The organism is Blastococcus aurantiacus, assembly GCF_900102425.1.
Classification (GTDB): Bacteria; Actinomycetota; Actinomycetes; order Mycobacteriales; family Geodermatophilaceae; genus Blastococcus; species Blastococcus aurantiacus.
On record NZ_FNBT01000007.1, the window covers coordinates 179,846 to 205,533 of the forward strand.

The window sequence follows — 25,688 nt, forward strand, 5'->3', positions numbered from 1 at the left end:
CGATCCAGGAGGACCGCATGACCGTCCGGACCCCCACCGTCGCGACCGTCGAGGTGGTCCCCGTCGCGGGGCACGACAGCATGCTGCTGAACCTCAGCGGCGCGCACGGGCCCTTCTTCACCCGGAACATCGCGATCGTGACCGACTCCGACGGGCGGACCGGGCTCGGTGAGGTGCCCGGCGGCGAGGCCATCCGGCGCACGATCGAGGACGCCGGAGCGCTGCTCACCGGGCAGCCGGTCGCGCACTACGGCCGGCTGCTGCGGTCGGTCGCCGCGACCTTCGCCGATCGTGACGCCGGCGGGCGCGGTCAGCAGACCTTCGACCTGCGGACGACGATCCATGCGGTCACCGCTCTGGAGTCCGCGCTGCTCGACCTCCTCGGCCAGCACCTCGGCGTGCCGGTCGCGGAGCTGCTGGGGGAGGGGCAGCAGCGCGACAGCGTGCCGATGCTCGGCTACCTCTTCTACGTCGGGGACCGGACGGCGACCGACCTGCCCTACCTCGCCGAGGCCGACCCCGCCGACGACTGGGAGCGGCTGCGCCGGGAGGAGGCGATGACGCCCGAGGCGGTCGTGGCCCTCGCCGAGGCCGCCCAGGCGCGCTACGGCTTCACCGACTTCAAGCTCAAGGGCGGCGTCCTGCCCGGCGAGGAGGAGGTGGCCGCGGTCCGCGCCCTGGCCGCGCGCTTCCCCGACGCCCGGATCACGCTCGACCCCAACGGAGGCTGGCTGCTGACCGACGCCGTACGGCTCTGCCGCGACCTGCACGGCGTGCTGGCCTACGCCGAGGACCCGTGCGGCGCCGAGGGCGGCTTCTCCGGCCGCGAGGTCATGGCCGAGTTCAAGCGCGCCACCGGCCTGCCCACGGCCACCAACATGATCGCCACCGACTGGCGGCAGATGGCCCACGCGGTGCGCACCGACGCCGTGGACATCCCGCTCGCGGACCCGCACTTCTGGACGTTGCGCGGCTCGGTCCGGGTCGCGCAGCTGTGCTCGGACTTCGGGCTGACCTGGGGCTCGCACAGCAACAACCACTTCGACATCTCGCTGGCGATGTTCACCCAGGTCGGCGCTGCCGCCCCGGGCGAGATCACCGCGCTCGACACGCACTGGATCTGGCAGGACGGGCAGCCGCTGACCCGCTCGCCGCTACGGATCCGGGACGGCGCCATCGCGGTGCCGACGGCACCCGGTCTCGGCGTGGAGCTCGACCGGGACGCGCTCGAGAAGGCGCACCAGCTCTACCTCGAGCACGGTCTCGGCGCCCGTGATGACGCCGTCGCGATGCAGTACCTGGTGCCGGGGTGGCAGTTCGACCCCAAGCGCCCCTGCCTGGTCCGCTGACCGAACCCCTCCTGGAGGACGCATGACCACCCTCGCCTCGGCGCCCGCGACGGCACCGGCGGTGCTCGACCGCATCGAGTCCGTGACGCTGTCGTCGGTCACGCTGCCGTTGCCCAACCCGATCAGCGACGCCAAGGTCTTCACCGGCCGGCAGCGGCCGATGACCGAGGTCGCCTTCCTCTTCGCCGAGATCCGGACCGAGGCCGGCTTCGAGGGTGTCGGCTTCAGCTACTCCAAGCGCGCCGGCGGGCCTGCCCAGTTCGCGCACGCCCGGGAGGTCGCCCCCGACCTGATCGGGGAGGACCCGAACGACATCGGTCGCCTCTGGACCAAGCTGGTCTGGGCAGGCGCGTCGGTCGGCCGCAGCGGCGCCTCGACCCAGGCGATCGCGGCCATCGACGTCGCCCTGTGGGACCTCAAGGCCAAGCGGGCCGGTCTGCCCCTGGCCAAGCTGCTCGGCGCCCACCGGAACTCGGTGCGCTGCTACAACACCTCCGGCGGCTTCCTGCACGAGTCGATCGAGCAGGTGAAGGACAACGCCACCCGGACGCTCGAGAGCGGCGTCGGCGGCATCAAGATCAAGGTCGGTCTGCCCGACTCGGCCGAGGACCTGCGCCGCGTGCGGGCCGTCCGCGAGCACCTCGGCGACGGCGTGCCGCTGATGGTGGACGCCAACCAGCAGTGGGACCGGTCCACGGCCATGCGGGTCAGCCGCCGGCTCGAGGAGTTCGACCTGGTCTGGATCGAGGAGCCGCTCGACGCCTACGACGCCGAGGGGCACGCCCAGCTCGCCCGCTCGCTCGACACCGCGATCGCCACGGGTGAGATGCTGACCAGCGTCGCCGAGCACTACGAGCTCATCCGCCAGGGCGCCGTCGACATCCTGCAGCCCGACGCCCCGCGGGTCGGCGGCATCACCCAGTTCCTGAAGCTGGCGACCCTCGCCGAGCACCGCAACCTCGGGCTGGCGCCGCACTTCGCCATGGAGATCCACGTCCACCTCGCCGCGGCGTACCCGATCGAGCCGTGGGTCGAGCACTTCGACTGGCTGCACCCGCTGTTCAACGAGCGGCTGGAGACCCGCGACGGGCGGATGCACCTGTCCGACCGGCCCGGCCTCGGCGTCACCTTGACCGACCAGGCGCGCGCCTGGACGGTCGACCGCGTCCACGTCGACGCGACCCGCTGACCGTGCACAACCCGGAGGAACCCATGGACGTCGTCAGCATCGATCCCCGCACCGGCCAGACCGTCGAGGTGGTCGCCCAGGAGACCACCACCGAGGAGGTCGACCACCTCTGCGCCGCCGCCCTCGCGGCCGCGCCCGAGCTGGACGGCATGGGCCGAGCCGGCCGCGCCGCGCTGCTGCGTGCTCTGGCCGATGCCCTGGAGGCCCGCCGAGAGGACGTCGTCGCGGTGGCCGACCGGGAGACCGCACTCGGGGAGACCCGCCTCAACGGTGAGCTGACCCGCACCTGCTACCAGCTCCGGCTCTTCGCCGAGGTGGCCGAGGAGGGCAGCTACCTCGAGGCGACCATCGACCACGCCGGCGACACGCCGATGGGGCCGCGTCCCGACCTGCGCCGCATGCTGGTGCCGCTCGGCCCGGTCGCCGTCTTCGGCGCGAGCAACTTCCCGCTGGCGTTCTCCGTCCCGGGCGGCGACACCGCCTCCGCGCTGGCCGCGGGCTGCCCGGTGGTCGTCAAGGCGCACGGATCGCACCCGGCGACGTCCCAGCTGGTGTTCGACGTGCTCGTCGAGGCGGCCGGCAAGGCCGGGGCACCCGAGGGCACCTTCGGCATCGTGCACGGCCTGCAGGCCGGCGCGGACCTGGTGGCTCACCCGGCGATCCGGGCCGTCGGCTTCACCGGCTCGGTGAACGGCGGCCGCGCGCTGCTGGAGATCATCGAGCGACGCCCCGACCCGGTGCCGTTCTACGGTGAGCTGAGCAGCCTGAACCCGCTGATCGTGACGCCGCAGGCGGCCGGCGAGCGGGGCGAGGTCATCGGCCGCGAGCTGGTCGGGTCCTTCACCCTGGGCGGCGGGCAGTTCTGCACGAAGCCCGGTCTGGCCTTCGTGCCCGCCGGCGCCGAGGGTGACCGCGTCGTCGAGGCGATGGCCGAGGCCGTGCGCGCGACGCCGGCGCCGGTGCTGCTCAACGAGGGCATCGCGGCCTCCTACGGCCGGATCTCCGACGCCCTGGCCGGCGCGCCGGGGGTGGCGGAGGTGGCCCGCGGCGAGGAGCCGGCCGGCGAGGGGTTCCGCGCGGTGCCGCGGCTGCTCACCACCACCGCGGCCGACCTCCCGCACGAGGTCACCGAGGAGTGCTTCGGCCCGGTCAGCGTCGTGGCCCGGTACGACGGCGAGAAGGAGCTGCTCGCCGCGCTGGGGGCGATGCCGTCGTCGCTCACCGCCACCGTGCTGCGCGCGGCGGGGGAGACCGAGCTGCCACTGGCGGTCTCCCAGGAGCTCCGCACCCGGGCCGGCCGCCTGGTCTACGACGCCTACCCGACCGGGGTGGCGGTCTCCTGGGCCCAGCACCACGGCGGTCCCTGGCCGTCGACGAACTCGCAGCACACCTCGGTGGGCGCCACTGCCATCCGCCGCTTCGTGCGCCCGGTCACCTGGCAGGGAGCGCCGGCCGACGTGCTGCCGGAGGAGCTGACCGACGGTTACACCGGGATCCCGCGCCGGATCGACGGCAAGCTGCAGCTGACCGGTGAGTGAGCGGGTCGCCCTCGTCAGCTCCGAGCGCGGGCTGCGGGTCGATCCCGACCTGCCGCTCGCGTCCGCTGCGCTCCGTGCCGCCGGGTTCGCCGTCGACCTCGTCCGCTGGGACGACGAGACGGTGGACTGGGCGGCCGCGGACCTCGCCGTCGTCCGGTCCTGCTGGGACTACGCCTGGCGGCTGGAGGAGTTCCTCGCGTGGGCCGGCTCGGTCCCGCGGCTGCGCAACGCCGTCGAGCTGCTCCGGTGGAACACCGACAAGACCTACCTCCGCGACCTGGAGCGGGTCGGCCTGCCCGTCGTGCCCACGGTGTGGAACCCGACATCCGCCGCCGCGCTGCCGGACGCCGCGGAGTGGGTGGTCAAGCCGTCGGTGTCCGCCGGCTCCCGCGACACCGCACGCTGGAGCGACGCCGCCGACGCCCTGGCCCACGCCGCCGAGCTGACCGGCGCCGGGCGGACGGCGATGGTCCAGCCCTACCTGGCCAGCGTCGACGACGACGGCGAGACGGCCATGCTCTTCATCGGCGGGCGCTTCTCGCACGCCGTGCGCAAGGGGCCACTGCTGGGTCGAGGCGAGGGCGTGCGGCAGGACCGCGACAGCCGGGGCGACCTGCGGGCCGCCCGCCCCGGAGACGATCAGCGCGAGGTCGCCGAGGCGGTGTTCGAAGCGATCGGAAATCTTCAGCCGGGGGTTCCCGCACCGCTGTACGCCCGCATCGACCTGGTCCGGGACGTCGAGGGCCGGCCGGTGGTGCTCGAGCTGGAGCTCACCGAGCCCAGCCTCTTCCTTCCCCAGGCGCCCGGTGCCGCGCGGGCGCTCGTGCACGCCGTGGAGGCGGAACTCTCCCGGTGAGCGGCGTACTCGGCGGCTTCGCTGCCCTCGCGGCGGTGATCGCCGTGGGATGGCTGGTCGGCCGCACCGGGCTGCTCGGCGCCGAGGCGCCCGGGATGCTGTCCCGGCTGTCGTTCTTCGTGGCCACGCCGGCCCTGCTCTTCCTCACGCTGAGCGAGGCCGACACCCACGCCGTCCTGTCGTTCGCGCTCGTCGGGACGGCGGGCAGCGCGGTGCTCGTCGCCCTGCTGTACGCGGGCCTGGCGTGGTGGCGGTGGCGGCCGTCGGCTGCCGAGCTGGCGACCGGCGCGCTGTCCTCCTCCTACGTCAACGCCGGCAACCTCGGCATACCGGTGTCGGTGTACATCCTCGGCGACGCCTCCTACGTCGCGCCGGTCCTGCTGTTCCAGGTGCTGGTCATGGCGCCGGTCGGCCTGGCCGTGCTCGCCGGCTCGCGAGCGGACGCGCCGAGCCGCCGCACGCTGCTGCTCCAGCCGCTGCGCACGCCGGTCGTCATCGGCTGCGCGCTCGGTCTCCTGCTGGCGGCCAGCGGCTGGGACCCGCCCTCGCTCGCGCTCGAACCGATCGAGCTGATCGCGGCGCTGGCGGTGCCGGCGGCCCTGCTGGCCTACGGCATGTCCCTGCACGGAGCCCCCCGACCGGGCGCCGGTGCTCTCGCCGGCCAGGTGTGGCTGGCCGTCGCCCTGAAGAACGTCGCCATGCCGGGCACCGCCTACGCGCTCGGCCGCTGGGGCGCGGGCCTCGACGGGGTCGCGCTCCTGGCGGTCACGGTCACCTCGGCGCTGCCGACGGCACAGAACGTGTTCGTCTACGCCGCGTCCTACGACCGCGGCACCGTGCTCGCCCGCGACGTGATCCTGCTCAGCACCCTGCTGTCCGTACCGGTCCTGGTCGGAATCGCCCTCGTGCTCGGATGAGAGGAACTGCCATGGCCGGTCCGGAGGAGTTCGACGCCGTCCTCGTCGGCGGTGGGATCATGAGCGCCACGCTCGCGACGATGCTGGGCGAGCTCGAGCCCGGCTGGCGCATCGCCGTGGTCGAGCGGCTGGACGAGGCCGGGCTCGAGAGCTCGAGCGCCTGGAACAACGCCGGGACCGGGCACGCGGGGCTCTGCGAGTTCAACTACACGCCCCGTGGTCCCGATGGCACGGTCGACGTCTCGCGGGCGGTGGAGATCGGTGAGCAGTTCGCCGCCTCGCTGCTGTTCTGGGCCCGTCTCACGACCGCCGGCGTCCTCGGCCCGCCCGGTGACTTCGTGCGTCCCGTCCCGCACCTCGGCTTCGGTCGCGGCGCCGAGGGGGTGGCGCACCTGCGGGCACGGCACGAGGCCCTGGGCGGGCACCCGCTCTTCGCCGACACGGAGTTCAGCGACGACCCGGCCGTGCTGCGCGACTGGGTTCCGCTGATGTTCGCCGACCGGCCGCCGGGCGAGCCCGTCGCCCTCACCCGGTCGACCCGCGGCACGGACGTCGACTTCGGCGTCCTGACGCGGCGGCTCCTCGACGTGGTCAGGGGACGCGGCGGGGACGTCCGGTTGCAGCAAGAGGTGACGTCGCTGCACCGACGGAACGACATCTGGCACGTCGAGCTGCGCGACCGGCGCACGGGAGCTCCCCGCCGCATGCGGGCACCCTTCGTCTTCGTGGGCACCGGAGGCGGGACGCTGCCCCTGCTGCAACGCGCCGGGGTCCCGGAGGTGCGGCGCTACGGCGCCTTCCCGATCAGCGGCCGGTTCCTCCGCACCGCGCGCCCGGACCTCGTGGCCGCGCACCGGGCCAAGGTCTACGGCCACGCGGAGCCGGGAGCGCCCACCATCTCGGTGCCGCACCTCGACCACCGCACGGTCGACGGGCGGGAGTACCTGCTGTTCGGCCCGTTCGCCGCGTTCTCCCCGCGCTTCCTCCGGACGGGACGGCGCACCGATCTCCTGCGATCGGTCCGGCCGGGCAACCTGCCGGTCCTCGCCGCGTCGGCCCGGGACAACCGCTCGCTGATGGCCTACCTGGTCCGGCAGCTCGCCCAGACGCCCGCGGCGAGGACGGCCGCGCTGCGGACCTTCCTGCCGACGGTGCGCCCCGAGGACTGGGAGCTCGTACCGGCCGGCCAGCGGGTGCAGGTGTTGAAGACGTCCGGGGGCCGCGGGGCGATGGTGGGGTTCGGCACGGAGATCGTCACCTCGGCCGGCGGATCGCTGGCCGCCCTGCTCGGTGCCTCGCCGGGTGCGTCGACCGCGGCCGCCACGATGGTCGACGTGCTCGCGGCGAGCTTCCCGGCACGGATGTCCGACTGGGCGGCACGGCTCCACGAGATCGCTCCGACGGCCGGCGCGGGGGATCGCCTCGACCCCGCCGACCTGACCGCCCGCACGGACGAGGCGCGCCGGATCCTGGGCCTGGTCCCGGACGGCGTGCCGGGAGGGGACCCCGCATGACGCCCACCGAGCTCTCGGCCCGCCTCCGCGAGGTGGTCGGGGAAGCGGGCCTGGTGACCGAGCCCGACCAGCTGGCCGGGTACCTGACCGACTGGCGCGACGCGTACCGCGGGAACGCGGCGGTCGTCGTCCGGCCGGCCACGACGGCGGAGGTCGCGGCCGTGGTCTCGCTCTGCCGGGACGCCGGCGTCGCGCTGGTGCCGCAGGGCGGCAACACGGGGCTGTGCGGCGGAGCGGTGCCGGACGCCTCCGGCGACCAGGTCGTGCTGTCGCTGACGCGCCTGCGCCGGATCCGCGAGGTGGACCCCGCGAACCAGACGATCACGGTGGAGGCCGGCGTCGTGCTGCAGCAGGTCCAGCAGGCCGCAGCAGCCGTCGACCGGTTCTTCCCCCTCTCGCTGGGCGCCGAGGGCAGCTGCACGATCGGCGGCAACCTGTCCACGAACGCCGGCGGGACGGGGGTGCTCCGCTACGGCACCATGCGCGACCTCACCTTGGGCCTGGAGGTGGTCCTGCCCGACGGCCGGATCTGGCACGGTCTCCGCGGGCTGCGCAAGGACAACACCGGCTACGACCTCAAGCACCTGTTCATCGGCGCGGAGGGCACGCTCGGGGTGATCACAGCGGCGGTGCTGAAGCTGTACCCGGCCCTGCACGGCCGGGCGACGGCGTGGATCGCGCTGCCCTCGCCGCAGGCCGCCGTCGACCTCATCGAGATCCTCCGGGCACGGGGCGGGGACCGGCTGACCGCCTTCGAGATCATGTCCCGGCAGAGCGTCGACTTCGTGCTCCGCCACGTCCCCGGCACTCGCGACCCGTTCACGTCCCCGCACGACTGGTACGCGCTGGTGGAGCTCGGCGACACCCGCACCGACGCCGACCTCGACGGGTTGCTGGAGGCCGGCCTGGCCGAGGCCTTCGACCGGGGGCTGGCGCTCGACGCGGTGGTCGCCTCCGGCTCGGCCCAGGTCGCGGCCCTCTGGGCGCTGCGCGAGGGGATCTCCGAGGCGCAGAACCACGAGGGCCCGAGCCTGAAGCACGACGTCACGGTGCCGGTGAGCAGCATCGCCGCTCTCGTCGAGCGCACGGACCGGGCCCTCCAGGAGGCGGTCCCGGGCATCCGCATCGTGGTCTACGGGCACATCGGGGACGGGAACCTGCACTACAACCTGAGCAAGCCGGTCGACGGCGACGACGAGGAGTTCCGTTCGCGAGCCGACGAACTCGCCCGGATCGTCTACGACTCCACGAGCAGCTTCGACGGAAGCATCAGCGCCGAGCACGGCCTGGGCCAGTCCAAGCGGGACGTCATGGCCGACTACAAGGACCCCGTGGCGCTGGACCTCATGCGCGGCCTCAAGGATCTGCTCGATCCCGTCGGCCTGATGAACCCCGGCAAGGTGCTGCCGGACTAGCAGGCCCGCCTGAGCTCAGTCGTTGCAGCGCTCGATCAGCACGTACGAGGGATCGCCGGCCACGCCGACCGCCGTCAGGTCGCCCCCGCCGGCCGCGGAGGCCCACACGCGCGGCTCGTCGTCGCTCCCGACCAGTCCCTCGCTCGTGAACGCAGTCATGCCGGTGAACTGCTGCAGGTACCCGCGCATCACCGGCATCAGCTCGTCCGTCACCTGGAGCACCGCGACGAAGCCGCCGGTGATGCACGTGGCCGGGATCGGCACGGAGACCAGCTCGCTGCCCTCCACGACATGGAGCGGCGGTTCGTCCGTCGACGGCGTCAGCTCGGAAGCCAGCTGGTCGTCCGTGGCCGACGCCACCGGGCCGTCCGACGCGAGCGGGGACAGCTCCACGGTGTCGAAGGACGGCTGGACCCGCAGGTGGATGTAGCCACGGCCGTCCGTATCGGCGAGTCCCCGCACGGACACCGAGTACTCGTCCAGTTGCAAGCGGGAGGCCGTGCACTCGACCTCGAACGGACCCTCGCGCGGATCGTCGTCGAACGTGTCGTCGGGGTCGCTGCACCACTGCCCTTCCGGGCGAAGGGGCCATCCGGACTCCAGCTCGTAGCCGAGTTCCTGCGCCTGTCGGACGTATCCCTCGAAGACCTTCGGCAGGTCGCCGTCGACACGGAGGACCGCCTGATGGCCGATGGAGCCGTGCGGGAACACCGCCCCGACCAGGCCCGATCCCGGCTCGATCTCGAAGCCCTCGGCGAGCGGCCCACTGGTCTGCGTGACCTCCTTCGGCTCGTCGGCGCAGCCGCCTAGGGCCAGGACGAGCACCGTTCCCCCGAGGAGCGTCCGGGCCACCCGGGACCGGACGGCGCTCATGCCTCGGCCATCGGCGCAGGCACCGTCGACCGCCGCCGTGCGCGGCGCAGCGGCACCAGCACCACCACGGCGATCACGGCCGCGACCACGAGCCATGGCAGCAGGACGCCGAGGGCGACGACGGCCGCGCCTGCGGTCGACACGAGGGCGTTCCACCCGGTGCCGAGCGCGTCGACGAAGCCGTCCGGTCCGCCGGGCGGGGCCACGCCGGGCGGCTGCAGGTGCACGCGCAGGGTGGACAGCTCCACCTGGTCGGCCAGCAGCGCGCGCTGGGACTGCAAGGACTCCAGCTGCTCCTGCCGCCCGGACAGCGCGCCTTCCGCAGCGAGGAGGGCCTCGGTGGTGGGGGCCTCGTCGAGCAGGGTCTGCAGCCGGGTGACCGAGGTCTGCAGGGCCGAGATCCGGGCGTCCAGGTCGACGGTCTGGCCGGTCACGTCGGATCGGGACACCGACACGCTCGCCACCTCGCCGAGCTCCTCCAGATCGGCGAGGACGTCGGTCAGCGCGTCCGCCGGCACCCGGACCACGAGGTCGGCGTAGGCACCTTCGTCGTCGCCGGTCGCGGTCTGCTCGGTCCGCTCGTCGACCCGGCCGCCCGCGGACTCCACCAGCTGGCTCACCCGCTGGGCGCCGTCGGCCGGGTCGTCCACGGCCAGGGTCGCGGAGGCGTTCGTGACGACCTGGCGGTCGGCGTCGGCCGCGGCACCTCCCTCACCGACGGCACCGCCTTCGTCGGCCACGGCGCCCGCCCCGCCGCCGCCGTCCGCGCCGCTCGACTCGCCGCCGTCCGACCCGGAGCAGCCGACCACCAGCACCAGTGCCACGAGCGTGGCCGCCCTGCTCAGAAGGGACCTCATGGCGGGACCGTAGGGCCGTCGCCGTGACGTGGACCACGAACGATGCCCGATCGTGACGCAGCCGGGCCGCCGGTGCGCATGGGACTCACAGGCCCTGGTGCGACATGCGATACGGACCGGTTCGTGTCACACGGCCGTGTTTCCCGTCACATCGTCGGTGACGGGCCTACCGTCGTGGCATGCACCGCCGACGCGTCGAACCCTCCTCCGCTCCCCGCTCCGCAGTCCCCGAGCGGGTCCGCTACCTGCACGCCGTGGCCGCCGCCCGGGTGAGCGCCGCGAAGCCCTCCTCCGAGCAGCAGATCGCCGACATCGTGCGCGTCACCGTCGACGACGAGGTGGACACCCGCACCTTCGAGGCGATCGTCACCGACGTCTCGGGCGACCACCTGCGCTGACGGGCTCCGGCGACGGGCACAGCCCAGCACCCAGGGGCAGGATGTCGGGGTGCGCGTCCGCCGCCCCTCGACCACCGTTCCGCGGACCTCGGCGGACGACGACCAGGCCCGCGCCGCCCTCGGCGCACGGTGGCGGGAGATGCCCGTGCACCAGCAGCTGTGGTCCGTCCAGGTCCTGCTCGGGATGGGCCTGCTCATCGAGTCGTCCGTGGTGGAGATCGCGGTGCCGGTGGGCCGTGCGCTCGCAGGCAAGCGCGGGGTCCAGACCGGACCCGCGCTGGGCAGCCTGCTCACCTTCCTCGCGTTCCAGGCGTACACCACGGCCATCGGCCACGAGGCGATGTCGCAAGACGGCCCCGCCGACGAGGAGGCCGTCGAGAGCCGGCTCCAGCGCTGGCTCGACCGGACGATCCTCTCCGGCGCGGAGTACCTCCCGGCGTTCGGTGCCGTCCTCCCGGCCACCGTCGTCCTCCGGAAGCGGTCGCCGCTCTGGGGCCTGGCGCTCTGGCCGCTCGTGCGCCTGATCGCCGTGACCGTCCTGGCAGCCGAGGCGTCACGGCTGAAGAAGCTCCACGGGCCGGACGCGTCGAAGCCGGAGGGCGGCGCTGCCTAGTCCTTGCGGCCGGCGTCGACCAGGCGGATCACGGCGGAGCCGTCCTCGTCGGAGGCCTCCAGGTCCACCTCGACGTCGAAGCCCCAGTCGTGGTTGCCCTCGGGGTCGTCGACGATCTGCCGCACCTTCCAGACACCGGGCTCGGACTTGTCCCAGATGAGCATCGCCGGGCCCCGGGCGTCGCCGCCGGTGTTCAGCTCGGCGTGCTCCTCGAAGTAGCCGCGCACCACGGTCTCCCAGCGCTCGGCGTCCCAGCCCGAGCCCTTGTCCAGCTCGCCCAGGTCGTACCAGCGGCGGCGGGCCCACAGCTCCACCCGGCGGAACAGCGCGTTGCGCACCATCGCGGTGAACGCGCGCTCGTTGCCGGTGAGCGGGCGGGGACGGGCCGGGACGGCGACCTCGGCCGCCGGGCCGTCGTCATCGGGGTTGGTGAGCGCCTCCCACTCGTCGAGCAGGGACGAGTCGACCTGGCGCACCAGCTCGCCCAGCCACTCGACCAGGTCGGTGACCTCCTCGGTGCGGGCGTCCGCGGGCACGCCGGACCGCAGGGCCTTGAAGGCGTCGGACAGGTAGCGCAGCACCGCCCCCTCCGAGCGGGTCAGCCCGTAGGTGTTCACGAACTCCCGGAAGGTGAACGCCCGCTCCCACATCTCGCGGACCACGGACTTCGGCGACAGCTGCGCGTCCGCCGCCCACGGGTTGGTGCGCACGTACACCTCGAACGCGGCGTCGAGCAGCTCCTCCAGTGGCTTGGGGTAGGTCACCTCCTCGAGCAGCTCCATGCGCTCGTCGTACTCGATGCCCTCGGCCTTCATCTGCGCCACGGCCTCGCCCTTGGCCTTGTTCAGCTGCGCGGCGAGGATCTGCCGCGGGTCGTCGAGCGTCGCCTCGATGACGCTGACGACGTCCACCACGTAGGTGTCGGACTCCGGGTCCAGCAGGTCGATGGCGGCGAGCGCGAAGGTCGACAGCGGCTGGTTGAGCGCGAAGTCCGGCGGGAGGTCGAGGGTCAGGTCGTAGCGGCGGCCGTCGGGCTCCGGCTCGGGCAGCCGCTCCAGGACGCCGGCCTGCAGCAGCGAGCGCGCGATGCCGATCGCCTCGCGGATCAGCTTGAGCTGCTTCTTGCGCGGCTCGTGGTTGTCGGTGAGCAGCCGGCGCATGGCCGCGAACGGGTCACCGGGCCGGTCGACGACGTCCAGGATCATCGCCGTCGACACCCGCATGTTGCTGGTCAGCTTCTCGGGCTCGCCCTCGACCAGCCGGGTCATGGTCGCCTCGCTCCACGGCACCATGCCGTCGGGCACCTTCTTGCGCACCAGCTTGCGGCGCTTCTTCGGGTCGTCGGCGACCTTGGCGAACTGCTTGAGGTTCTCCACCTCGTGCTCCGGCGCCTGCACCACGACGGTGCCCGCGGTGTCGTAACCCGCGCGGCCCGCGCGGCCGGCGATCTGGTGGAACTCGCGCACCTGCAGCAGCCGCGTCCGGACGCCGTCGTACTTCGACAGCGCGGAGAAGACGACGGTGCGGATGGGCACGTTGATGCCGACGCCGAGGGTGTCGGTGCCGCAGATGACCTTCAGCAGGCCGGCCTGCGCCAGCTGCTCCACCAGCCGCCGGTACTTGGGCAGCATCCCGGCGTGGTGGACGCCGATTCCGTGCCGGACCAGCCGTGACAGCGTCGTCCCGAAGGCGGAGGTGAACCGGAACCCGCCGATCATGTCGGCGATCGCGGCCTTCTCCTCCTTGGTGGCCACGTTGACGCTCATCAGCGCCTGCGCCCGCTCCAGCGCCGAGGCCTGGGTGAAGTGGACGACGTAGACCGGCGCCTGCTTGGTGTCCAGCAGCTCCTGGATCGTCTCGTGCATCGGCGTCGTCGCGTAGTAGTGGTGCAGCGGGACCGGGCGCTCGGCGTTGGCGACCAGCGCGGTGGGCCGGCCGGTCCGGCGGGTGAGGTCCTCCCGCAGCGAGGTGACGTCGCCCAGCGTCGCGCTCATCAGCAGGAACTGCGCCTGCGTCAGCTCCAGCAGGGGCACCTGCCACGCCCAGCCGCGGTCGGGGTCGCCGTAGAAGTGGAACTCGTCCATGACGACGAGCGCGTCGCCGACGCCGTCCTTCCCGCCGCCCTCGCGGAGTGCGACGTTGGCCAGGATCTCCGCGGTGCACGCGATGATCGGCGCGCCGGCGTTGACCGACGCGTCGCCGGTGAGCATGCCGACGTTGGCCGCGCCGAACACCCCGCACAGGGCGAAGAACTTCTCGCTGACCAGCGCCTTGATCGGAGCGGTGTAGTAGCTGCGCCGCCCGGCGGCCAGGGCCGCGTACTGCGCGCCGGTGGCCACGAGCGACTTGCCCGATCCCGTCGGCGTCGCGAGGACCACGTTCGCGCCGCTGACCAGCTCGATCAGCGCCTCCTCCTGCGCCGGGTAGAGCGTCGTGCCGCTGGCCTCGGCCCAGGCGGCGAAGTCGGCGAACAGCTCGTCCGGGTCGGCGCCCTGGGCGCGGAGCGTGGTCAGGTCGGCGGCGTCGACGAGCAGGGGAGGAGCAACTGTCGTGGTCATCAGGAGGTCCAGCGTGCCTCACGGCGGTTCCCTTCCCGGCCACCCGGCCGGGGGCTTCGCGGCGCCACTCCGATCACGATCCGGTAACGGCGCGTCTGACGGCGATCCATGGTGGACACTGGGAGACTGCAAGGTGAACAAAAGATGAACGAGAGGTAGCACATCATGCGCAGCGCCGAATGCCCGGAGTGCCGTTGGGTTCCCGTCGTGGACGGGTCGGGACGACGCCGGCTGGAGATGCGTTGGCAGCTCCCCGTGTCCGCCCCCGCGGCGACGACGCTGGCGCGCGCGGCCTGACACGCAGGTTCCGCCCGCGACGGCGCGGGTAGGCAGGCGGGGAGGACGCCTGGTCGGCAGTGGCCAGGACCGCCCGTAGCCCGACCTGCACCGGAGGAGCCCCGTGTCATCGCCCCGCCCCGACAGCCAGCCCGCCCAGCAGCAGACCCCGCCGGGAACGCTCGGCGAGATGGACCCCAAGCCCGACCACGGCGAGGAGAGCTACCAGGGCTCCGGCCGGCTCACCGGCAAGAAGGCCGTGATCACCGGCGGCGACAGCGGCATCGGGCGGGCCGTCGCCATCGCCTTCGCCCGCGAGGGTGCCGACGTCCTCATCTCGTACCTGGACGAGCACGAGGACGCCCAGGACACCGCGAAGTACGTCGAGCAGGCCGGCCGGAAGTGCGTGCTCGTGCCGGGAGACCTCGCCGACCGCGCGCACGCGAAGACCGTCATCCCGAAGGCCGTCGAGGAGTTCGGGCGGGTCGACATCCTGGTCAACAACGCCGCGTTCCAGATGTCGCACCCCACGATCGAGGAGATCTCCGACGAGGAGTGGGACCACACGGTCGCGCTGAACCTCTCGGCGATGTTCACCCTCTGCAAGGACGCCATCCCGCACATGCAGCCGGGCGCGTCGATCATCAACTCCTCGTCGGTGAACTCCGACATGCCCAGCCCCGACCTGGCCGCCTACGCCATGACCAAGGCCGGCATCGCCAACTTCACCGCGAGCCTGGCGCAGATGTACGCCGAGAAGGGCATCCGCGCCAACAGCGTCGCGCCCGGTCCGGTGTGGACGCCGCTGATCCCCGCCACCATGCCCGAGGAGAAGGTGGAGAGCTTCGGGCAGCAGGCACCGCTGGGCCGCGCCGGCCAGCCGGCCGAGCTGGCGCCGGTCTACGTGCTGCTCGCCAGTGACGAGGCCTCCTACGTGTCGGGGGCGCGCGTCGCGGTCACCGGCGGCAAGCCGATCCTGTAGCCCGGCGTGGTCTTCATCTGGAGCAGTGGCTGGGGTCCGCGTCGCCGCCGTCCCCGCCGCGGGTACGGCGGCCCCGGCTACGGCCGTGGCTACGGACCGCCGCCGGGTTACGGCTACGGGTCGGGATACGGCCGCGGACGGCGCAACGACACGTGCCTGCGCGACCTGCTCTTCCTCAACACCGGCTGCTGCCTGGCCAACGCGATCGGGTGCGGTGGGGATGCGTTCCTGCTGGCACCGTCGACCGCGCGGGAGGTCGCCCGGGCCGGCACGGGGGAGCGGGGCAGCCGACTGGCCGAGCGCCTGGTGGCCGCCGTCGGCGTCTACCAGCGGGAGATCAGTCCGAAGCGGCCGCCGAGTTGCGTCCACGAGCCGACCTGCTCGGCCTACGCCGTCGAGGCGCTGGAGCGGCACGGCGCCCGACGGGGGAGCTGGCTCACCGTGCGCCGGCTCGTCCGGTGCCGGCCGGGCGCGCGCGGAGGCGCGGACCCCGTCCCCGCCTGAGTCGTCGGTCAGACTGGGCGCATGCCTGCCGTTGACGACGCCTCCGGTGACCTGCCGGTCACCGGCTCCGTCGCTGTCCCCGCGGCCGCGTTGAACTGGCGCTTCTCCCGCTCCTCGGGCCCGGGCGGACAGGGCGTCAACACCGCGGACTCCCGCGTCGAACTGTCGGTGGCTCCCGGCGAGCTGCCGGGTCTCACCGACTCGCAGCGGGCAAGGCTGGCGCAGCGGCTGGGCGACCGGCTCGTCGACGGCGTGCTGACCATCGCGGCCAGCGAGCACCGTCAGCAGCTCCGCAACCGGCAGGCCGCGCGCGAGCGGATGGCCGCCGTCCTCCGTGCCGCGCTCGCGCCGCCGCCTCCGGCCCGCCGCCGCACCAAGCCCACCCGCGGGTCGAAGGAGCGCCGGATCGAGGCGAAGAAGCAGCGCGGTCAACTCAAGAAGCAGCGCCGCACCTGGGACTGAGCCCCCGGCCGCCGACCATCGCCGTCGATGCGACGTGGACAGCGGCCTCGGTGTCCCTGAGCGGCCCACTCAGGGACACCTATGCATCAACTTGCTCGTCGACGTCGTCCGGGGCGGTCCTCGTTCAGCGCGGCCGCGCGCCAGCTCCCTAAGCTCGAGTCGTGACGGGTCCGGCTGGCGGGGGTGGTGGCGATCCGGCTGGCGGTGCGCGCGGTCCGGTGCCGAGCGGCCCGGCGGTCCTGGTCCCGCACGACCCGCAGTGGGCGACGCTCGCGGTTGAGCGTCTGACCGAACTGCGTCGGGCACTGGCTCTGCTGGTGGACGTGGACGCATGCACCTTCGACCACATCGGTTCCACCGCGGTACCCGGCTTGGCCGCCAAGGCGTCGATCGACCTGCAGGTGCGCGCCCCGGTGTTACCTGAACCGGCGGCCCTGGACGCCGCGCTCGCGCCCCTGGGATGGGTTCCAGCCCCAGGCAGCCGGCCGGACTCTCCGGGCGTCTTCCGCGACATCCCGGCTCCGGGCGAGACCGAGCCGGAGTGGGTCTGGGCCAAGCGGCTGTTCATCTCCAGCAACCCGGCGCGGCCGGCAATACTGCACCTGCGTCTGTCGGCATCCCCTTTCGGCAGGCGCACCGTCGCCTTCCGCGACCGGCTTCGCGTCGAGCCGGACCTGCGCGTCGCGTACGAGGAGCTCAAGCGTCAGCTGGCTGCCGCGCACGCCGGTGATTCGGACTACGACGACTACACCCGAGGCAAGAGCGCCTTCATCCGCGCTGCGACGGCGCGCTGACCGATCGTCCCCGCTGGTTCGGACGGGTCCAGTGTGCGCCGAGCTCGGGGGTGCTGCTGCAGATGAGACTGATTGGCGGCGCTCGTCACTTGCGTGTCGTCGCCGCCGTCGTTGTGAGGTGAGGCCGGGGCGCTCGCCAGTTGGATGGCGGAATGCTCCGACGCGGTTGCGAGTGGGCTGCAGCGGCTCTCACACGCGGCAACGCCTGGTCGGCAACGGAGCACCGGTTTGGGTCACCTTCGTCGACGGTGAGGTAAGCATCTCCGATGGCTGAGGGTCACCGACGGCTCGGCCGATCGCCGGCGTCTTCCAGGGGAGTGGTGAAGGGCATCCGGCTGTACCGCGACAACGCGCACAGCCGGAGTGCGGAGACGTTCCCAGGGAACGCCGTCCTAGGACAGCCGCTGTTGCAGGTGCACCGTGACCTGCTCGCCGGCGTCCTTCTTGCCGATGGCCGCGCAGATGGCCGCCCGCAGCGGCAGCCAGTGCGGGCCGGTGCCCGAGGGCATCAGCGTGGCGGTGAACTCGTGACCGTCGGCGGTGCCGGTCACCTTGACCGCCCGCCGGGTGCCCAGCAGCTCGGCGGAGCTGGGCACGACGAGGTAGGTGGGGAACGCGCCGTCCTTCTCGATCGGCGCGGTGAACGAGTGGTCCAGGGCCGTGGGGGTGCTCATGCCTCCAACGACTGCGGATCCGCCGTCAACTCATCGCGGCGCCGCCGGAGAAAGGCCCGCTCGCGCTCGTTGCCCGTGAGGGCGAGGGCCGCGTCGTAGGCGTCGACCGCCTCTTCCCTGCGCCCCAGCCGGCGCAGCAGGTCGGCCCGGACCGCTGGGAGCAGGTGGTGGCGCGGTAGGTCCAGGCGCTCGACGAACTCCAGGCCCGCCGCCGGCCCGGCCACCTCGGCGACGGCGACGGCGCGGTTCAGCGCGACGACCGGACTCGGTGCCAGCGCCATGAGCTGGTCGTACAGCGCGAGCACCTGGCCCCAGTCGGTCGCCGCGGCGGTGGCCGCGTCGCTGTGCACCGCAGCGATCGCCGCCTGCAGCTGGTAGGGCCCCGGGCGGTTGCGGCGCAGGCATCGGCGGACGAGCTCCTGTCCCTCGGTGATCAGCTCGGTGTCCCAGCGCGTCCGGTCCTGGTCCGCGAGCAGCACGAGGTCGCCGCCGGCCGAGGTCCGTGCCGGGCGGCGGGACTCGGTGAGCAGCATCAGCGCCAGCAGCCCGGCCACCTCCGGCTCGTCGGGCATGAGCTCGGCCAGCAGGCGCCCCAGCCGGACGGCCTCCGCGCAGAGCTCCCCGCGCACCAGCTCCTCGCCGGCCGAGGCTGCGTACCCCTCGGTGAAGACCAGGTAGACGACGGACAGCACCGCCGGGAGCCGGTCGGGGAGCTCGGCCTCCGTCGGCACCCGGTAGGGGATGCGGGCGTCGCGGATCTTCGCCTTGGCACGCACCAGCCGCTGGGCCATCGTCGGCTCGGGCACCAGGAACGCGGCGGCGATCTCCGCCGTCGTCAGGCCGCCGAGCAGTCGCAGGGTCAGGGCCACCTGCGCAGGCACCGACAGGGCGGGGTGGCAGCAGGTGAAGACCATGCGCAGCCGGTCGTCGACCACGGGGCCCTCCTCCTGCGGTGGGGACGTGACGTCGTGGAGCAGCGCGGCCTGGACGTGCCGCTCGGTCCGGGTGCCCTCCCGCCGGAGCCGGTCGATGGCCCGGTTCCTCGCCGTGGTGATGATCCAGCCGGGTGGGCTGGGCGGGACGCCGTCGGCCGGCCACCGGGCCAGCGCGGTCACGAAGGCGTCCTGCACCGCCTCCTCGGCGGCGTCGATGTCGCCGAGGAGGCGGGTGAGGACGGCGACGGCGCGCCGGGAGTGCTCGCGGAACGTCCGCTCGACGAGCGCGGTGGCCGGGGCGTCCACGGCTCAGAAGGTCGTGGCCACGGGCCGGAGCTCCACGGGCAGCCCGAGCACGCCGGTCAGCTTGCGCGTCCAAGCGAGCGCCTCGTCGAGGTCGGCGGCCTCGATCACGTCGAAGCCACCGATGAACTCCGCGGCCTCCGCGTAGGGACCGTCGGTGACCAACCCGTCCGGCCGGACCACGGTCGACGCCTCGGGCTGGTGCAGGCCGGCGGCGAAGACCCAGACCCCGGCCGCGCGCATCTCCTCGTTCAGCGTGGCGACGTCGCGCATGACGGGCTCGAGCACCTCCGGTGGGGGCACCTGACCGGCCGGCTGGATGATGTTGAGCAGGTACTGCGGCATCGGATCCTCCTCGGCGCGGCCGGTCCTTCCAGCCGCTCACCCCCTGTACGAACCGATCCTGCCGGGATCGACACCCCGGGCGGAGAGATCTCAGCCGCGGAAGAGGACCTCGCCCAGGATGCGGGCGCCGGCGGGGAAGCGGCCGGGGTCCGGGCCCGCGAAGCTCAGTCGGAGGAACGGCGCCGTCGGCTCGGCCGGGAACCACTCCGTGCCCGGCGCGACGACGACGCCGGCGGCCTCGCACTCACCGACCACCCGGGCGAGGTCGGTGTCGTCGGGCAGCCGCGCCCAGAGGTGCAGGCCCCCGGCCGGCACCTGCTCGACGTGGACCTGCGGTGCGTGCTCGGTGAGGCTGCCCACCAGCAGGTCGCGGCGGGCGCGCAGCTGCTGGCGGAGCCCGCGGAGGTGGCGGGCCCACGCCGGCTGGGTGACGACGTCGAGCGCCGCGGCCTGGAGGAGCCCGCTGACGTACATCGACTCCGCGGCCCGGTCGGCGAGGAGCCGGTCGCGCGCCGCCCCCCGCGCGACGATCCCTGCGACGCGGAGGGCGGGGGAGACGCTCTTGGTGAGCGAGCGCAGGTAGAGCACGTGGCCCGAGTCGTCCGAAGCGGCCACGGGCGAGGGCGTGGTGGTGATGCCGAAGTCGTGGGCCCAGTCGTCCTCCAGCAGGAAGGCGCCGTGCTCGCGCACCACCTCGAGCACCCGCCGCGCGTGGTCGGGCGACCACTGCGCCCCGGTCGGGTTGGCGTAGCTGGGCTGCGCGTAGAACAGCCGCGCGCCCGACTCGGCGAAGGCGCGGGACAGCTCCTCGGGGTCGGGACCGTGGCCGCCGCTGGGCACCGGCACGATCCGCACGCCGGCACGGGTGGCCGCCTGGATCGCACCCCAGTAGGTCGGCGACTCCATGAGCACCGGCTGCCCGCGGCCGATGAGCGCCCGGAACACCGCGCTCAGACCACTCTGGCTGCCCGGCAGCACGACGACGTCCCGGGGCGTCGGTGGGGCGACGTCTGCCGGGGTGGCGGCGCGCAGTTCGCCGGCGAACCACGCCTGCAGCTCCGGCAGACCGGCCGCCGGCGGCCTTGACAGCGCGGCGTCGCTGCGCGCCACGCGGGCGAGCGCGGAGCGGACCAGTCGCTCGGGCAGCAGTTCGCGGTCCGGGAAGCCGGAGTGGAAGGCGATGACGTCGTTCGGGGCGGTGCGCAGCGCGGCGGGAAGGGCAGAAGGCGGTGCGGTGGTGGCGCTCATCGCCGCCGTCTGCCAGCCGTAGTCCGCCGCCCGTGCGGCCCGGACCGCCCGGACGAATGTCCCGACCCCCGGACGGGCCTCGACGAGCCCCTGGGCGGTCAGGGTGCGCAGCGCCTTCTGCACGGTGACCGGGCCGGCCTGGTGACGCGCCGCCAGCTCGCGGGTCGACGGCAGCCGAGCGCCCGGCGGGGCCGTGGCGATCCACTCCCGGAGCTCGCGGGCGATCCGGCTACCGCTATCGTCGAGCATGACGGCACACGATAGCGCTACCGCCCCCCTGCTTCGTCCGCTACCGGTACCGGCAGCCGGGCTCGCCTGGGGACTGCTCGGGGTGCTGGCCTTCTCCTTCACCGTGCCCTTCACCCGCGTCGCCGTGGCCGGGCTCGATCCGCTCTTCATCGGCGCGGGCCGCGCGGTGGTCGCTGCAGGCCTGGCCGCGACGGCGTTGGTGCTCACCCGACAGCGACCTCCGCGCGGAGCCCAGTGGTGGCGCGTCGCCGTGGTCGCCGGCGGTGTGGTCACGGGCTTCCCGCTGCTGACGTCGTTCGCCCTCGAGAGCACGCCGGCCAGCCACGGGGCCGTCGTCATCGCCCTGTTGCCGGCTGTGACCGCGGTGGTCGCCGTGCTGCGGGCCGGCGAGCGACCGCCGACCGCGTTCTGGCTCGCGACCGGCGCGGGCGCGCTGGTCGCTGTCGGCTTCGCCGCTGCTGCGTCCGGCGGTCTCGGCGGCCTGCACCTCGCGGACCTGCTGCTCTTCGGCGCCGTCCTGGCCGCCGCTGCGGGCTACGCCGAGGGCGGGCTGCTGGCGCGCGAGCTCGGCGCCTGGCAGACCATCTCCTGGGCCCTGGTCCTCGGCGCACCGGTGACCGGCGCCCTCACCCTGGTGTCCGTCGCCGGGAGTCCGCCCGCGGGCACCCCGGGGCAGTGGGCGGCGTTCGGCTACCTCGCGGCGGTGAGCATGTTCCTGGGCTTCTTCGCCTGGTACCGCGGCCTGGCGATCGGCCCGATGGCGAGGGTGAGCCAGATGCAGCTCGTGCAGCCCGTGCTGAGCCTCGTCTGGGCCGGCCTGCTGCTCGGCGAGGAGCTCACCGCCGGCACGCTGGTCGGCGGCCTGGCCGTCGTCCTGTGCGCCGGCCTCGCCGTCCGCGTCCGCCAGGCTCCGACCGCGACGCCGAGCCGGTGAGCGCGGCGGCTCCCTCAGTCCCTGGCGGAACGATGTGCGCAGAAGGCCGGATCTCGGCCCGGGAACCGGCCTTCAGCGCACATCCTTCGGCTTCGGCACCCGCCCCATCAGGTAGAACTCCTCGTTCGGCATGGTGCCGGTGAGGTGCACGAGCCGGTTCGACATCGCGAAGAACGCACTGATGGCGCCGACGTCCCAGATGTCGTCCTCGGACAGGCCGTGCGCACGCAGAGACTCGAGGACGACCGGTGTCACGGTCCACGGCTCCCGCGTGAACCGGACGGCCACCTCGAGGACGGCGCGCTGCCGGTCGTCGATCTCGGCCTTGCGCCAGTCGGTGGCGACCTGGTCGGCGAGCCGCGGATTGCGTGCCCGGATGCGGAGGATCGCCCCGTGGGCGACCACGCAGTAGAGACAGCGGTTCTCGGCGCTGGTGGCGACGACGACCAGCTCCCGGTCGGCCGTGCTCAGCCCCGGGGTGTCCTTGTCCATGAGCGCGTCGTGGTACGCGAAGAAGGCCCGCCACTCCGCGGGACGGCGCGCGAGGCTCAGGAAGATGTTCGGCACGAAGCCGGACTTCTCCTCCACCTGCTCGAGCCGCGCTCGCAGGTCGTCGGGCAACGAGTCTCGCGCGGGGACCTCGAACATGCCGCGACCCTAGGGCGTCCGAGGTCAGCTCGGCAGCGGCTGCCGGGCCACCACCCACACCGGGAGCTCGTCGTCGGAGGTGTGCAGCTCGGCGGTCACCTCGAATCCGAAGCCGCGCAGGAAGCGGACGTTCGCCCACGAGAAGACCGCGGCCGCAGCCACTTCTTGCAACGTGTCGCAGCGCACGACCACCGGGGCGAGCACGGCCGCGGCCAGTCCCCGACGGCGGGCAGAGGGCCGGACGCCGAGGTGCGCCAGCCACCAGTGCGGGGCGGACGGTCGGGCTGCGTCGACCAGCGCCGCGGTCTCGGCGACGACCCGAGCCCGGTTGCCGGCGATGTAGGGCAGCTCGCGGGCCAGAGCCTCGGCGACGTCGGCGGGCAGGGGAGCGGCGCCCGCCGGTGGCTGCCAGGCGGCGACCGCGTCGACGTCGTCGGTCACCCAGGTGCTGCCGGTGGCGACCCCGCGGTGACCGGCGTCGAGCTCGTGCAGGCGGGTGAGCCGCTGCATGCGGCCGTCGTCGGGCAGTGCCCACCGGGTCCACCGGGAGTCGGCCAGGGCGATCGTGAGCGTCGCGGCGATCCGGGGGACGTCCCGGGCCTCGGCCAGCCGGACGTCGGGCCCCTCATCCTCCGGGTCGTCGATCCGCCGGATGGTGGGTCCCTGGGTCACCCCGGCATTCGACCACGGCCCGGACGCACGAGCGGGGGCCGCCCCGGATGGGACGGCCCCCGCTCGGGGATCGCGGTGACCTAGACGGCGGCGTCGAAGCCGGCGCGGTCGACCTTGCGGTGGAAGCGGTCGCCGAGCTTGCCGCCCAGGATCGCCCCCAGCAGCGTGACCAGGAGGACGGCGACCAGGGCGATGATGCCGCCGGTGGTCGCGGTGCCCTCGTCGATCGGGATGCGGGGGAGGTCCAGCCGCTGGAGCACGTTGTACTCCGAGCCGAAGACCAGGCCCGCGACGGCGAGCGCGAGCACGACCAGCAGGCCGATGAGCCAGACGGCGATGCCCTGGCGGGCGCCGTCGAAGCGCGCCATGCGACCGGCGACGTAGCCACCGGCCAGGTAGGCGAGGAAGAGCACGACCAGCATCACGATGCCGCCGGCGATGCCGATGGTGTCCGCCTGGTCGGCGGCGTCATCGGCGTTGTCGATGCCCTCCGTCAGCCCGATGGCGAGGCCACCGGCGCTGATCAGGGCGATCAGCAGGACGGCGAGGCCGTTCGCGGACAGCCAGCCGAAGAAGGCGGCTCCCCACTTGATGCCGCCGTAGCGGTTGTGCTGGGCGTCGACGGCGTCGCGAGCCGCGCCGCGGGTCGCCGAGGCGCCCGGGGTCCGGCCGTCGCCGGGGATGGGGTCGTGAGTGGCCATGCGAGGAAATCCTCCGAGGAGTTGGGAACGCCGGGCGGCCGGGGTCGGGGGCCGGTCGGTCGTGCAGCGGCGGCGCGGGCCGGAGCCCGCGCCGCCGAGGTGATCAGCTGCGACGGGTGGTGGTCTCGTCGTCGAACTCGATCTGCTCCTTGCGGACCTGCTCGCTGACGGTCTCCTGCTCGGTCACCGTCTGGGTGTCCAGGCGGACGCGCTCGACCGGCACGGCCTCCTTGGCGACGACGGGGCGCTCGGCGTGGAGGGTGACCTCGTGCTCCTCCTCGGAGATGGCCGGCCCGTCGAGGGCGTTGCCCACGTTGGCGTCGGTGATCGGCTCGCGCTCGACGCGGATCTCCTCGTGCGAGACCGGGACGGTCTGCGTGACGTTCTCGCTGACGACGTACTTGCGCAGCCGGGCGCGACCGGCCTCGACGCGCTCGGTGCCGACGCGGAGCTGCTCCTCGGAGCGGGTCATCGCGTTGTCCGTGGTCGGGCCGGAGGTGTCGTGGCCGACCGTGCCGTGGGCGTTGGTCCGGTCGGTGGTGCCGGTGGTCGTGGTGTTCGTGGTCGTGGTGTCCACGTGCGAGGTGTCGGTGCCCGAGCCGATGCCGTAGTAGCGGTACAGCTCGGCTTCCTCGGTGGGGGAGAGGTGGCCGTCGGTGTCGATCTTCGGGGCGTGCTTGATCTTGTCCGTGTCGTACGGCAGGCGGAGGTCGCTGCCGGACAGGTCGGCCTCGGCGAGCGGGACGAAGGACTCCTTCGTGCCGAACATGCCGGTGCGGACGGTGGCCCACTCGGGACGGCCGGTCTCGTCGTCGAGGTAGACCTCGCCGATCGTGCCGATCTTCCCGTCCGCTCCGTGGGCGGTGCTACCGATGACGGTGCTGAGCTGCTGTTCGGTGATCACGTGCGCTCCTCGCGGGTTCAGGGCTGGGATTGCCGATTGCGGTCTCGCCTCGGGGGTACGTGCTCACCGCCGAGGGCCGTTGTCGGAGATGCCCGACCGTTTACGTTGTAAACGGGCCGCCGCACGTTTAGCCGGTCAGTCCCGGTGATCCCCCCGCCGGGGAGCCCGGCCCTCCCGCAGCACGACCTCCAGGCGCTCGAGCAGGTTCTCCAGCGCCTCCTCGAACTCCGCGGCCGACTCGTCCAGCGAGAGCAGCGACTCCAGCCGCACGACCGTGGGGTACTGGCTGAGGTCGGCGGCCTCCTGCGCCTCCTCGACGCCCTCGGGTTGGTCCTCGGCGTTGACCGCCACGCCCTTCTGCGAGACCTCCAGCAGCAGGTGTCCGAGCAGGAAACTCGAGTACGCGCGGTAGGCCGACACCGCGGCCTCCTGGTTGAACCCGCTGTCGATCAGCGCGACCAGGAAGGACTCCACCCAGCGCAGGCTCCGCAGCGGCGGCCGCACCCACGGGGCGGCCGGCGGGCGGGTGGCGACCAGCGGGAACACCTCGGGGTGGGCCAGGGCGATGCGGCGGACGCCGTGCGCCAGGCGCTGCAGGTAGTCCTGCCAGCCGTGCCCGGGCTCCAGGTGGACGTCGGGATCGCCGTACAGCTCGTCTATGACGGCCTCGACCACGCCGTCGAGCAGGTTCTCGCGGCTGGGGACGTAGCGGTACAGGGCCATGGCCTCGACGCCGAGGTGGGCGCCCAGCCGTCGCATGGTGAGGGCGGCGAGCCCCTGGGCGTCGATGAACTCCACGGCCGCGCCGATGATGCGGCGCCGGTCCAGCGCAGCGCGCCCCGATCCCGGCGGCGCGGCAGGCATCACGGCGGCCGCGCCTCCCCGCCCCTCCGGGCTGTCGGGGTCGGCGTCCGCTCGGGGCTCGTCCACGGCCGTCCTCTCCTGTCGATCCGGGTCCCCCGGAACGATCATGCACCAGC

General features: G+C 73.4%; 26 protein-coding genes. 14 read left to right on the forward strand and 12 right to left on the reverse strand.

Features of this window, described 5'->3' with window-relative positions:
- The first annotated feature begins 17 nt into the window (after positions 1-17).
- From BLS70_RS15335 to BLS70_RS15365, 7 genes are read left to right on the forward strand one after another with little or no spacing between them, the layout of a single operon-like run.
- Positions 18-1,349, forward strand: coding sequence for an enolase C-terminal domain-like protein (locus BLS70_RS15335; RefSeq protein ID WP_091769910.1), 1,332 nt, complete (start codon positions 18-20; stop codon positions 1,347-1,349).
- A gap of 22 nt (positions 1,350-1,371) precedes the next feature.
- A complete protein-coding gene (locus BLS70_RS15340; protein WP_091769751.1) occupies positions 1,372-2,538 on the forward strand; it encodes an L-talarate/galactarate dehydratase in 1,167 nt (388 codons plus the stop codon).
- Positions 2,539-2,561: 23 nt separating this feature from the next.
- On the forward strand, positions 2,562-4,076 hold the full coding sequence (locus BLS70_RS15345; RefSeq protein WP_091769753.1) for an aldehyde dehydrogenase (NADP(+)): 1,515 nt from the start codon (positions 2,562-2,564) through the stop codon (positions 4,074-4,076).
- Positions 4,069-4,932 (forward strand): ATP-grasp domain-containing protein, encoded by an 864-nt coding sequence (locus tag BLS70_RS15350; protein WP_091769755.1) that lies wholly within the window; start codon positions 4,069-4,071, stop codon positions 4,930-4,932. The genes BLS70_RS15345 and BLS70_RS15350 overlap by 8 nt, the downstream gene beginning before the upstream one ends.
- Complete coding sequence (locus BLS70_RS15355) at positions 4,929-5,849, forward strand: AEC family transporter (RefSeq protein WP_091769757.1); 921 nt, start codon at positions 4,929-4,931, stop codon at positions 5,847-5,849. The genes BLS70_RS15350 and BLS70_RS15355 overlap by 4 nt, the downstream gene beginning before the upstream one ends.
- Before the next feature lie 11 nt (positions 5,850-5,860).
- Positions 5,861-7,363, forward strand: a complete 1,503-nt coding sequence (mqo, locus tag BLS70_RS15360) for a malate dehydrogenase (quinone) (RefSeq protein ID WP_091769759.1) — start codon at positions 5,861-5,863, stop codon at positions 7,361-7,363.
- The gene (locus tag BLS70_RS15365) at positions 7,360-8,778 is read left to right on the forward strand and encodes an FAD-binding oxidoreductase (protein WP_091769761.1); all 1,419 of its coding nucleotides are present in this window, start codon (positions 7,360-7,362) and stop codon (positions 8,776-8,778) included. The genes mqo and BLS70_RS15365 overlap by 4 nt, the downstream gene beginning before the upstream one ends.
- A gap of 15 nt (positions 8,779-8,793) precedes the next feature.
- Here the strand turns inward: BLS70_RS15365 and BLS70_RS15370 are convergent, their stop codons facing one another.
- Both BLS70_RS15370 and BLS70_RS15375 read right to left on the reverse strand, forming a co-directional pair.
- The gene (locus BLS70_RS15370) at positions 8,794-9,651 is read right to left on the reverse strand and encodes a hypothetical protein (RefSeq protein WP_091769763.1); all 858 of its coding nucleotides are present in this window, start codon (positions 9,649-9,651) and stop codon (positions 8,794-8,796) included.
- The gene (locus tag BLS70_RS15375; protein ID WP_091769765.1) at positions 9,648-10,508 is read right to left on the reverse strand and encodes a DUF4349 domain-containing protein; all 861 of its coding nucleotides are present in this window, start codon (positions 10,506-10,508) and stop codon (positions 9,648-9,650) included. Before BLS70_RS15375 ends, BLS70_RS15370 begins: the two co-directional genes overlap by 4 nt.
- Before the next feature lie 179 nt (positions 10,509-10,687).
- On the opposite strand from BLS70_RS15375, the gene BLS70_RS15380 reads away from it, so the two are divergent.
- Both BLS70_RS15380 and BLS70_RS15385 read left to right on the forward strand, forming a co-directional pair.
- Complete coding sequence (locus BLS70_RS15380) at positions 10,688-10,906, forward strand: hypothetical protein (RefSeq protein WP_091769767.1); 219 nt, start codon at positions 10,688-10,690, stop codon at positions 10,904-10,906.
- Positions 10,907-10,955: 49 nt separating this feature from the next.
- The gene (locus tag BLS70_RS15385) at positions 10,956-11,519 is read left to right on the forward strand and encodes a hypothetical protein (protein ID WP_091769769.1); all 564 of its coding nucleotides are present in this window, start codon (positions 10,956-10,958) and stop codon (positions 11,517-11,519) included.
- Here the strand turns inward: BLS70_RS15385 and BLS70_RS15390 are convergent.
- Positions 11,516-14,077, reverse strand: a complete 2,562-nt coding sequence (locus BLS70_RS15390) for a DEAD/DEAH box helicase (protein ID WP_091769771.1) — start codon at positions 14,075-14,077, stop codon at positions 11,516-11,518. The genes BLS70_RS15385 and BLS70_RS15390 overlap by 4 nt on opposite strands.
- Before the next feature lie 400 nt (positions 14,078-14,477).
- Between BLS70_RS15390 and BLS70_RS15395 the strand changes: the two genes are divergently transcribed.
- The 4 genes from BLS70_RS15395 (at position 14,478) to BLS70_RS15410 (ending at position 17,095) form a co-directional block, all read left to right on the forward strand.
- Positions 14,478-15,335, forward strand: a complete 858-nt coding sequence (locus BLS70_RS15395) for an SDR family oxidoreductase (protein ID WP_176946442.1) — start codon at positions 14,478-14,480, stop codon at positions 15,333-15,335.
- A gap of 6 nt (positions 15,336-15,341) precedes the next feature.
- Positions 15,342-15,839 (forward strand): membrane protein insertion efficiency factor YidD, encoded by a 498-nt coding sequence (gene yidD / locus BLS70_RS15400; RefSeq protein ID WP_091769774.1) that lies wholly within the window; start codon positions 15,342-15,344, stop codon positions 15,837-15,839.
- A 21-nt stretch (positions 15,840-15,860) separates the two neighbouring features.
- Complete coding sequence (gene arfB, locus BLS70_RS15405; protein ID WP_091769776.1) at positions 15,861-16,301, forward strand: alternative ribosome rescue aminoacyl-tRNA hydrolase ArfB; 441 nt, start codon at positions 15,861-15,863, stop codon at positions 16,299-16,301.
- A gap of 161 nt (positions 16,302-16,462) precedes the next feature.
- Positions 16,463-17,095 (forward strand): GrpB family protein, encoded by a 633-nt coding sequence (locus BLS70_RS15410; RefSeq protein ID WP_218122444.1) that lies wholly within the window; start codon positions 16,463-16,465, stop codon positions 17,093-17,095.
- A gap of 392 nt (positions 17,096-17,487) precedes the next feature.
- Here the strand turns inward: BLS70_RS15410 and BLS70_RS15415 are convergent, their stop codons facing one another.
- The 4 genes from BLS70_RS15415 to BLS70_RS15430 form a co-directional block, all read right to left on the reverse strand.
- Positions 17,488-17,769, reverse strand: coding sequence for a DUF1905 domain-containing protein (locus tag BLS70_RS15415; RefSeq protein WP_091769778.1), 282 nt, complete (start codon positions 17,767-17,769; stop codon positions 17,488-17,490).
- Positions 17,766-19,010: an RNA polymerase sigma factor gene (locus BLS70_RS21520; RefSeq protein ID WP_091769780.1), complete on the reverse strand. Its 1,245-nt coding sequence runs from the start codon at positions 19,008-19,010 to the stop codon at positions 17,766-17,768. The genes BLS70_RS15415 and BLS70_RS21520 overlap by 4 nt, the downstream gene beginning before the upstream one ends.
- Positions 19,011-19,013: 3 nt before the next feature.
- Positions 19,014-19,352, reverse strand: a complete 339-nt coding sequence (locus tag BLS70_RS15425; protein WP_091769782.1) for a YciI family protein — start codon at positions 19,350-19,352, stop codon at positions 19,014-19,016.
- Between the two features lie 90 nt (positions 19,353-19,442).
- Positions 19,443-20,849, reverse strand: a complete 1,407-nt coding sequence (locus BLS70_RS15430; RefSeq protein WP_091769784.1) for an aminotransferase-like domain-containing protein — start codon at positions 20,847-20,849, stop codon at positions 19,443-19,445.
- Between BLS70_RS15430 and BLS70_RS15435 the strand changes: the two genes are divergently transcribed.
- Positions 20,848-21,783 carry a DMT family transporter gene (locus BLS70_RS15435; RefSeq protein WP_091769786.1) on the forward strand — a complete coding sequence of 312 codons (936 nt, stop codon included), beginning with the start codon at positions 20,848-20,850 and terminating at the stop codon, positions 21,781-21,783. The two genes, BLS70_RS15430 and BLS70_RS15435, sit on opposite strands and share 2 nt — an antisense overlap.
- 72 nt (positions 21,784-21,855) lie before the next feature.
- On the opposite strand, the gene BLS70_RS15440 is transcribed toward BLS70_RS15435, so the two are convergent.
- The 5 genes from BLS70_RS15440 to BLS70_RS15460 form a co-directional block, all read right to left on the reverse strand.
- Positions 21,856-22,431 carry a peroxidase-related enzyme gene (locus tag BLS70_RS15440; RefSeq protein ID WP_091769788.1) on the reverse strand — a complete coding sequence of 192 codons (576 nt, stop codon included), beginning with the start codon at positions 22,429-22,431 and terminating at the stop codon, positions 21,856-21,858.
- A 24-nt stretch (positions 22,432-22,455) separates the two neighbouring features.
- Positions 22,456-23,103, reverse strand: coding sequence for a GNAT family N-acetyltransferase (locus tag BLS70_RS15445; RefSeq protein ID WP_091769790.1), 648 nt, complete (start codon positions 23,101-23,103; stop codon positions 22,456-22,458).
- Between the two features lie 80 nt (positions 23,104-23,183).
- Complete coding sequence (locus tag BLS70_RS15450; protein ID WP_091769792.1) at positions 23,184-23,804, reverse strand: hypothetical protein; 621 nt, start codon at positions 23,802-23,804, stop codon at positions 23,184-23,186.
- A 103-nt stretch (positions 23,805-23,907) separates the two neighbouring features.
- On the reverse strand, positions 23,908-24,708 hold the full coding sequence (locus BLS70_RS15455; RefSeq protein WP_091769794.1) for a DUF2382 domain-containing protein: 801 nt from the start codon (positions 24,706-24,708) through the stop codon (positions 23,908-23,910).
- A gap of 135 nt (positions 24,709-24,843) precedes the next feature.
- Positions 24,844-25,638 carry a TetR/AcrR family transcriptional regulator C-terminal domain-containing protein gene (locus BLS70_RS15460; protein WP_255362499.1) on the reverse strand — a complete coding sequence of 265 codons (795 nt, stop codon included), beginning with the start codon at positions 25,636-25,638 and terminating at the stop codon, positions 24,844-24,846.
- Positions 25,639-25,688 lie beyond the last annotated feature (50 nt).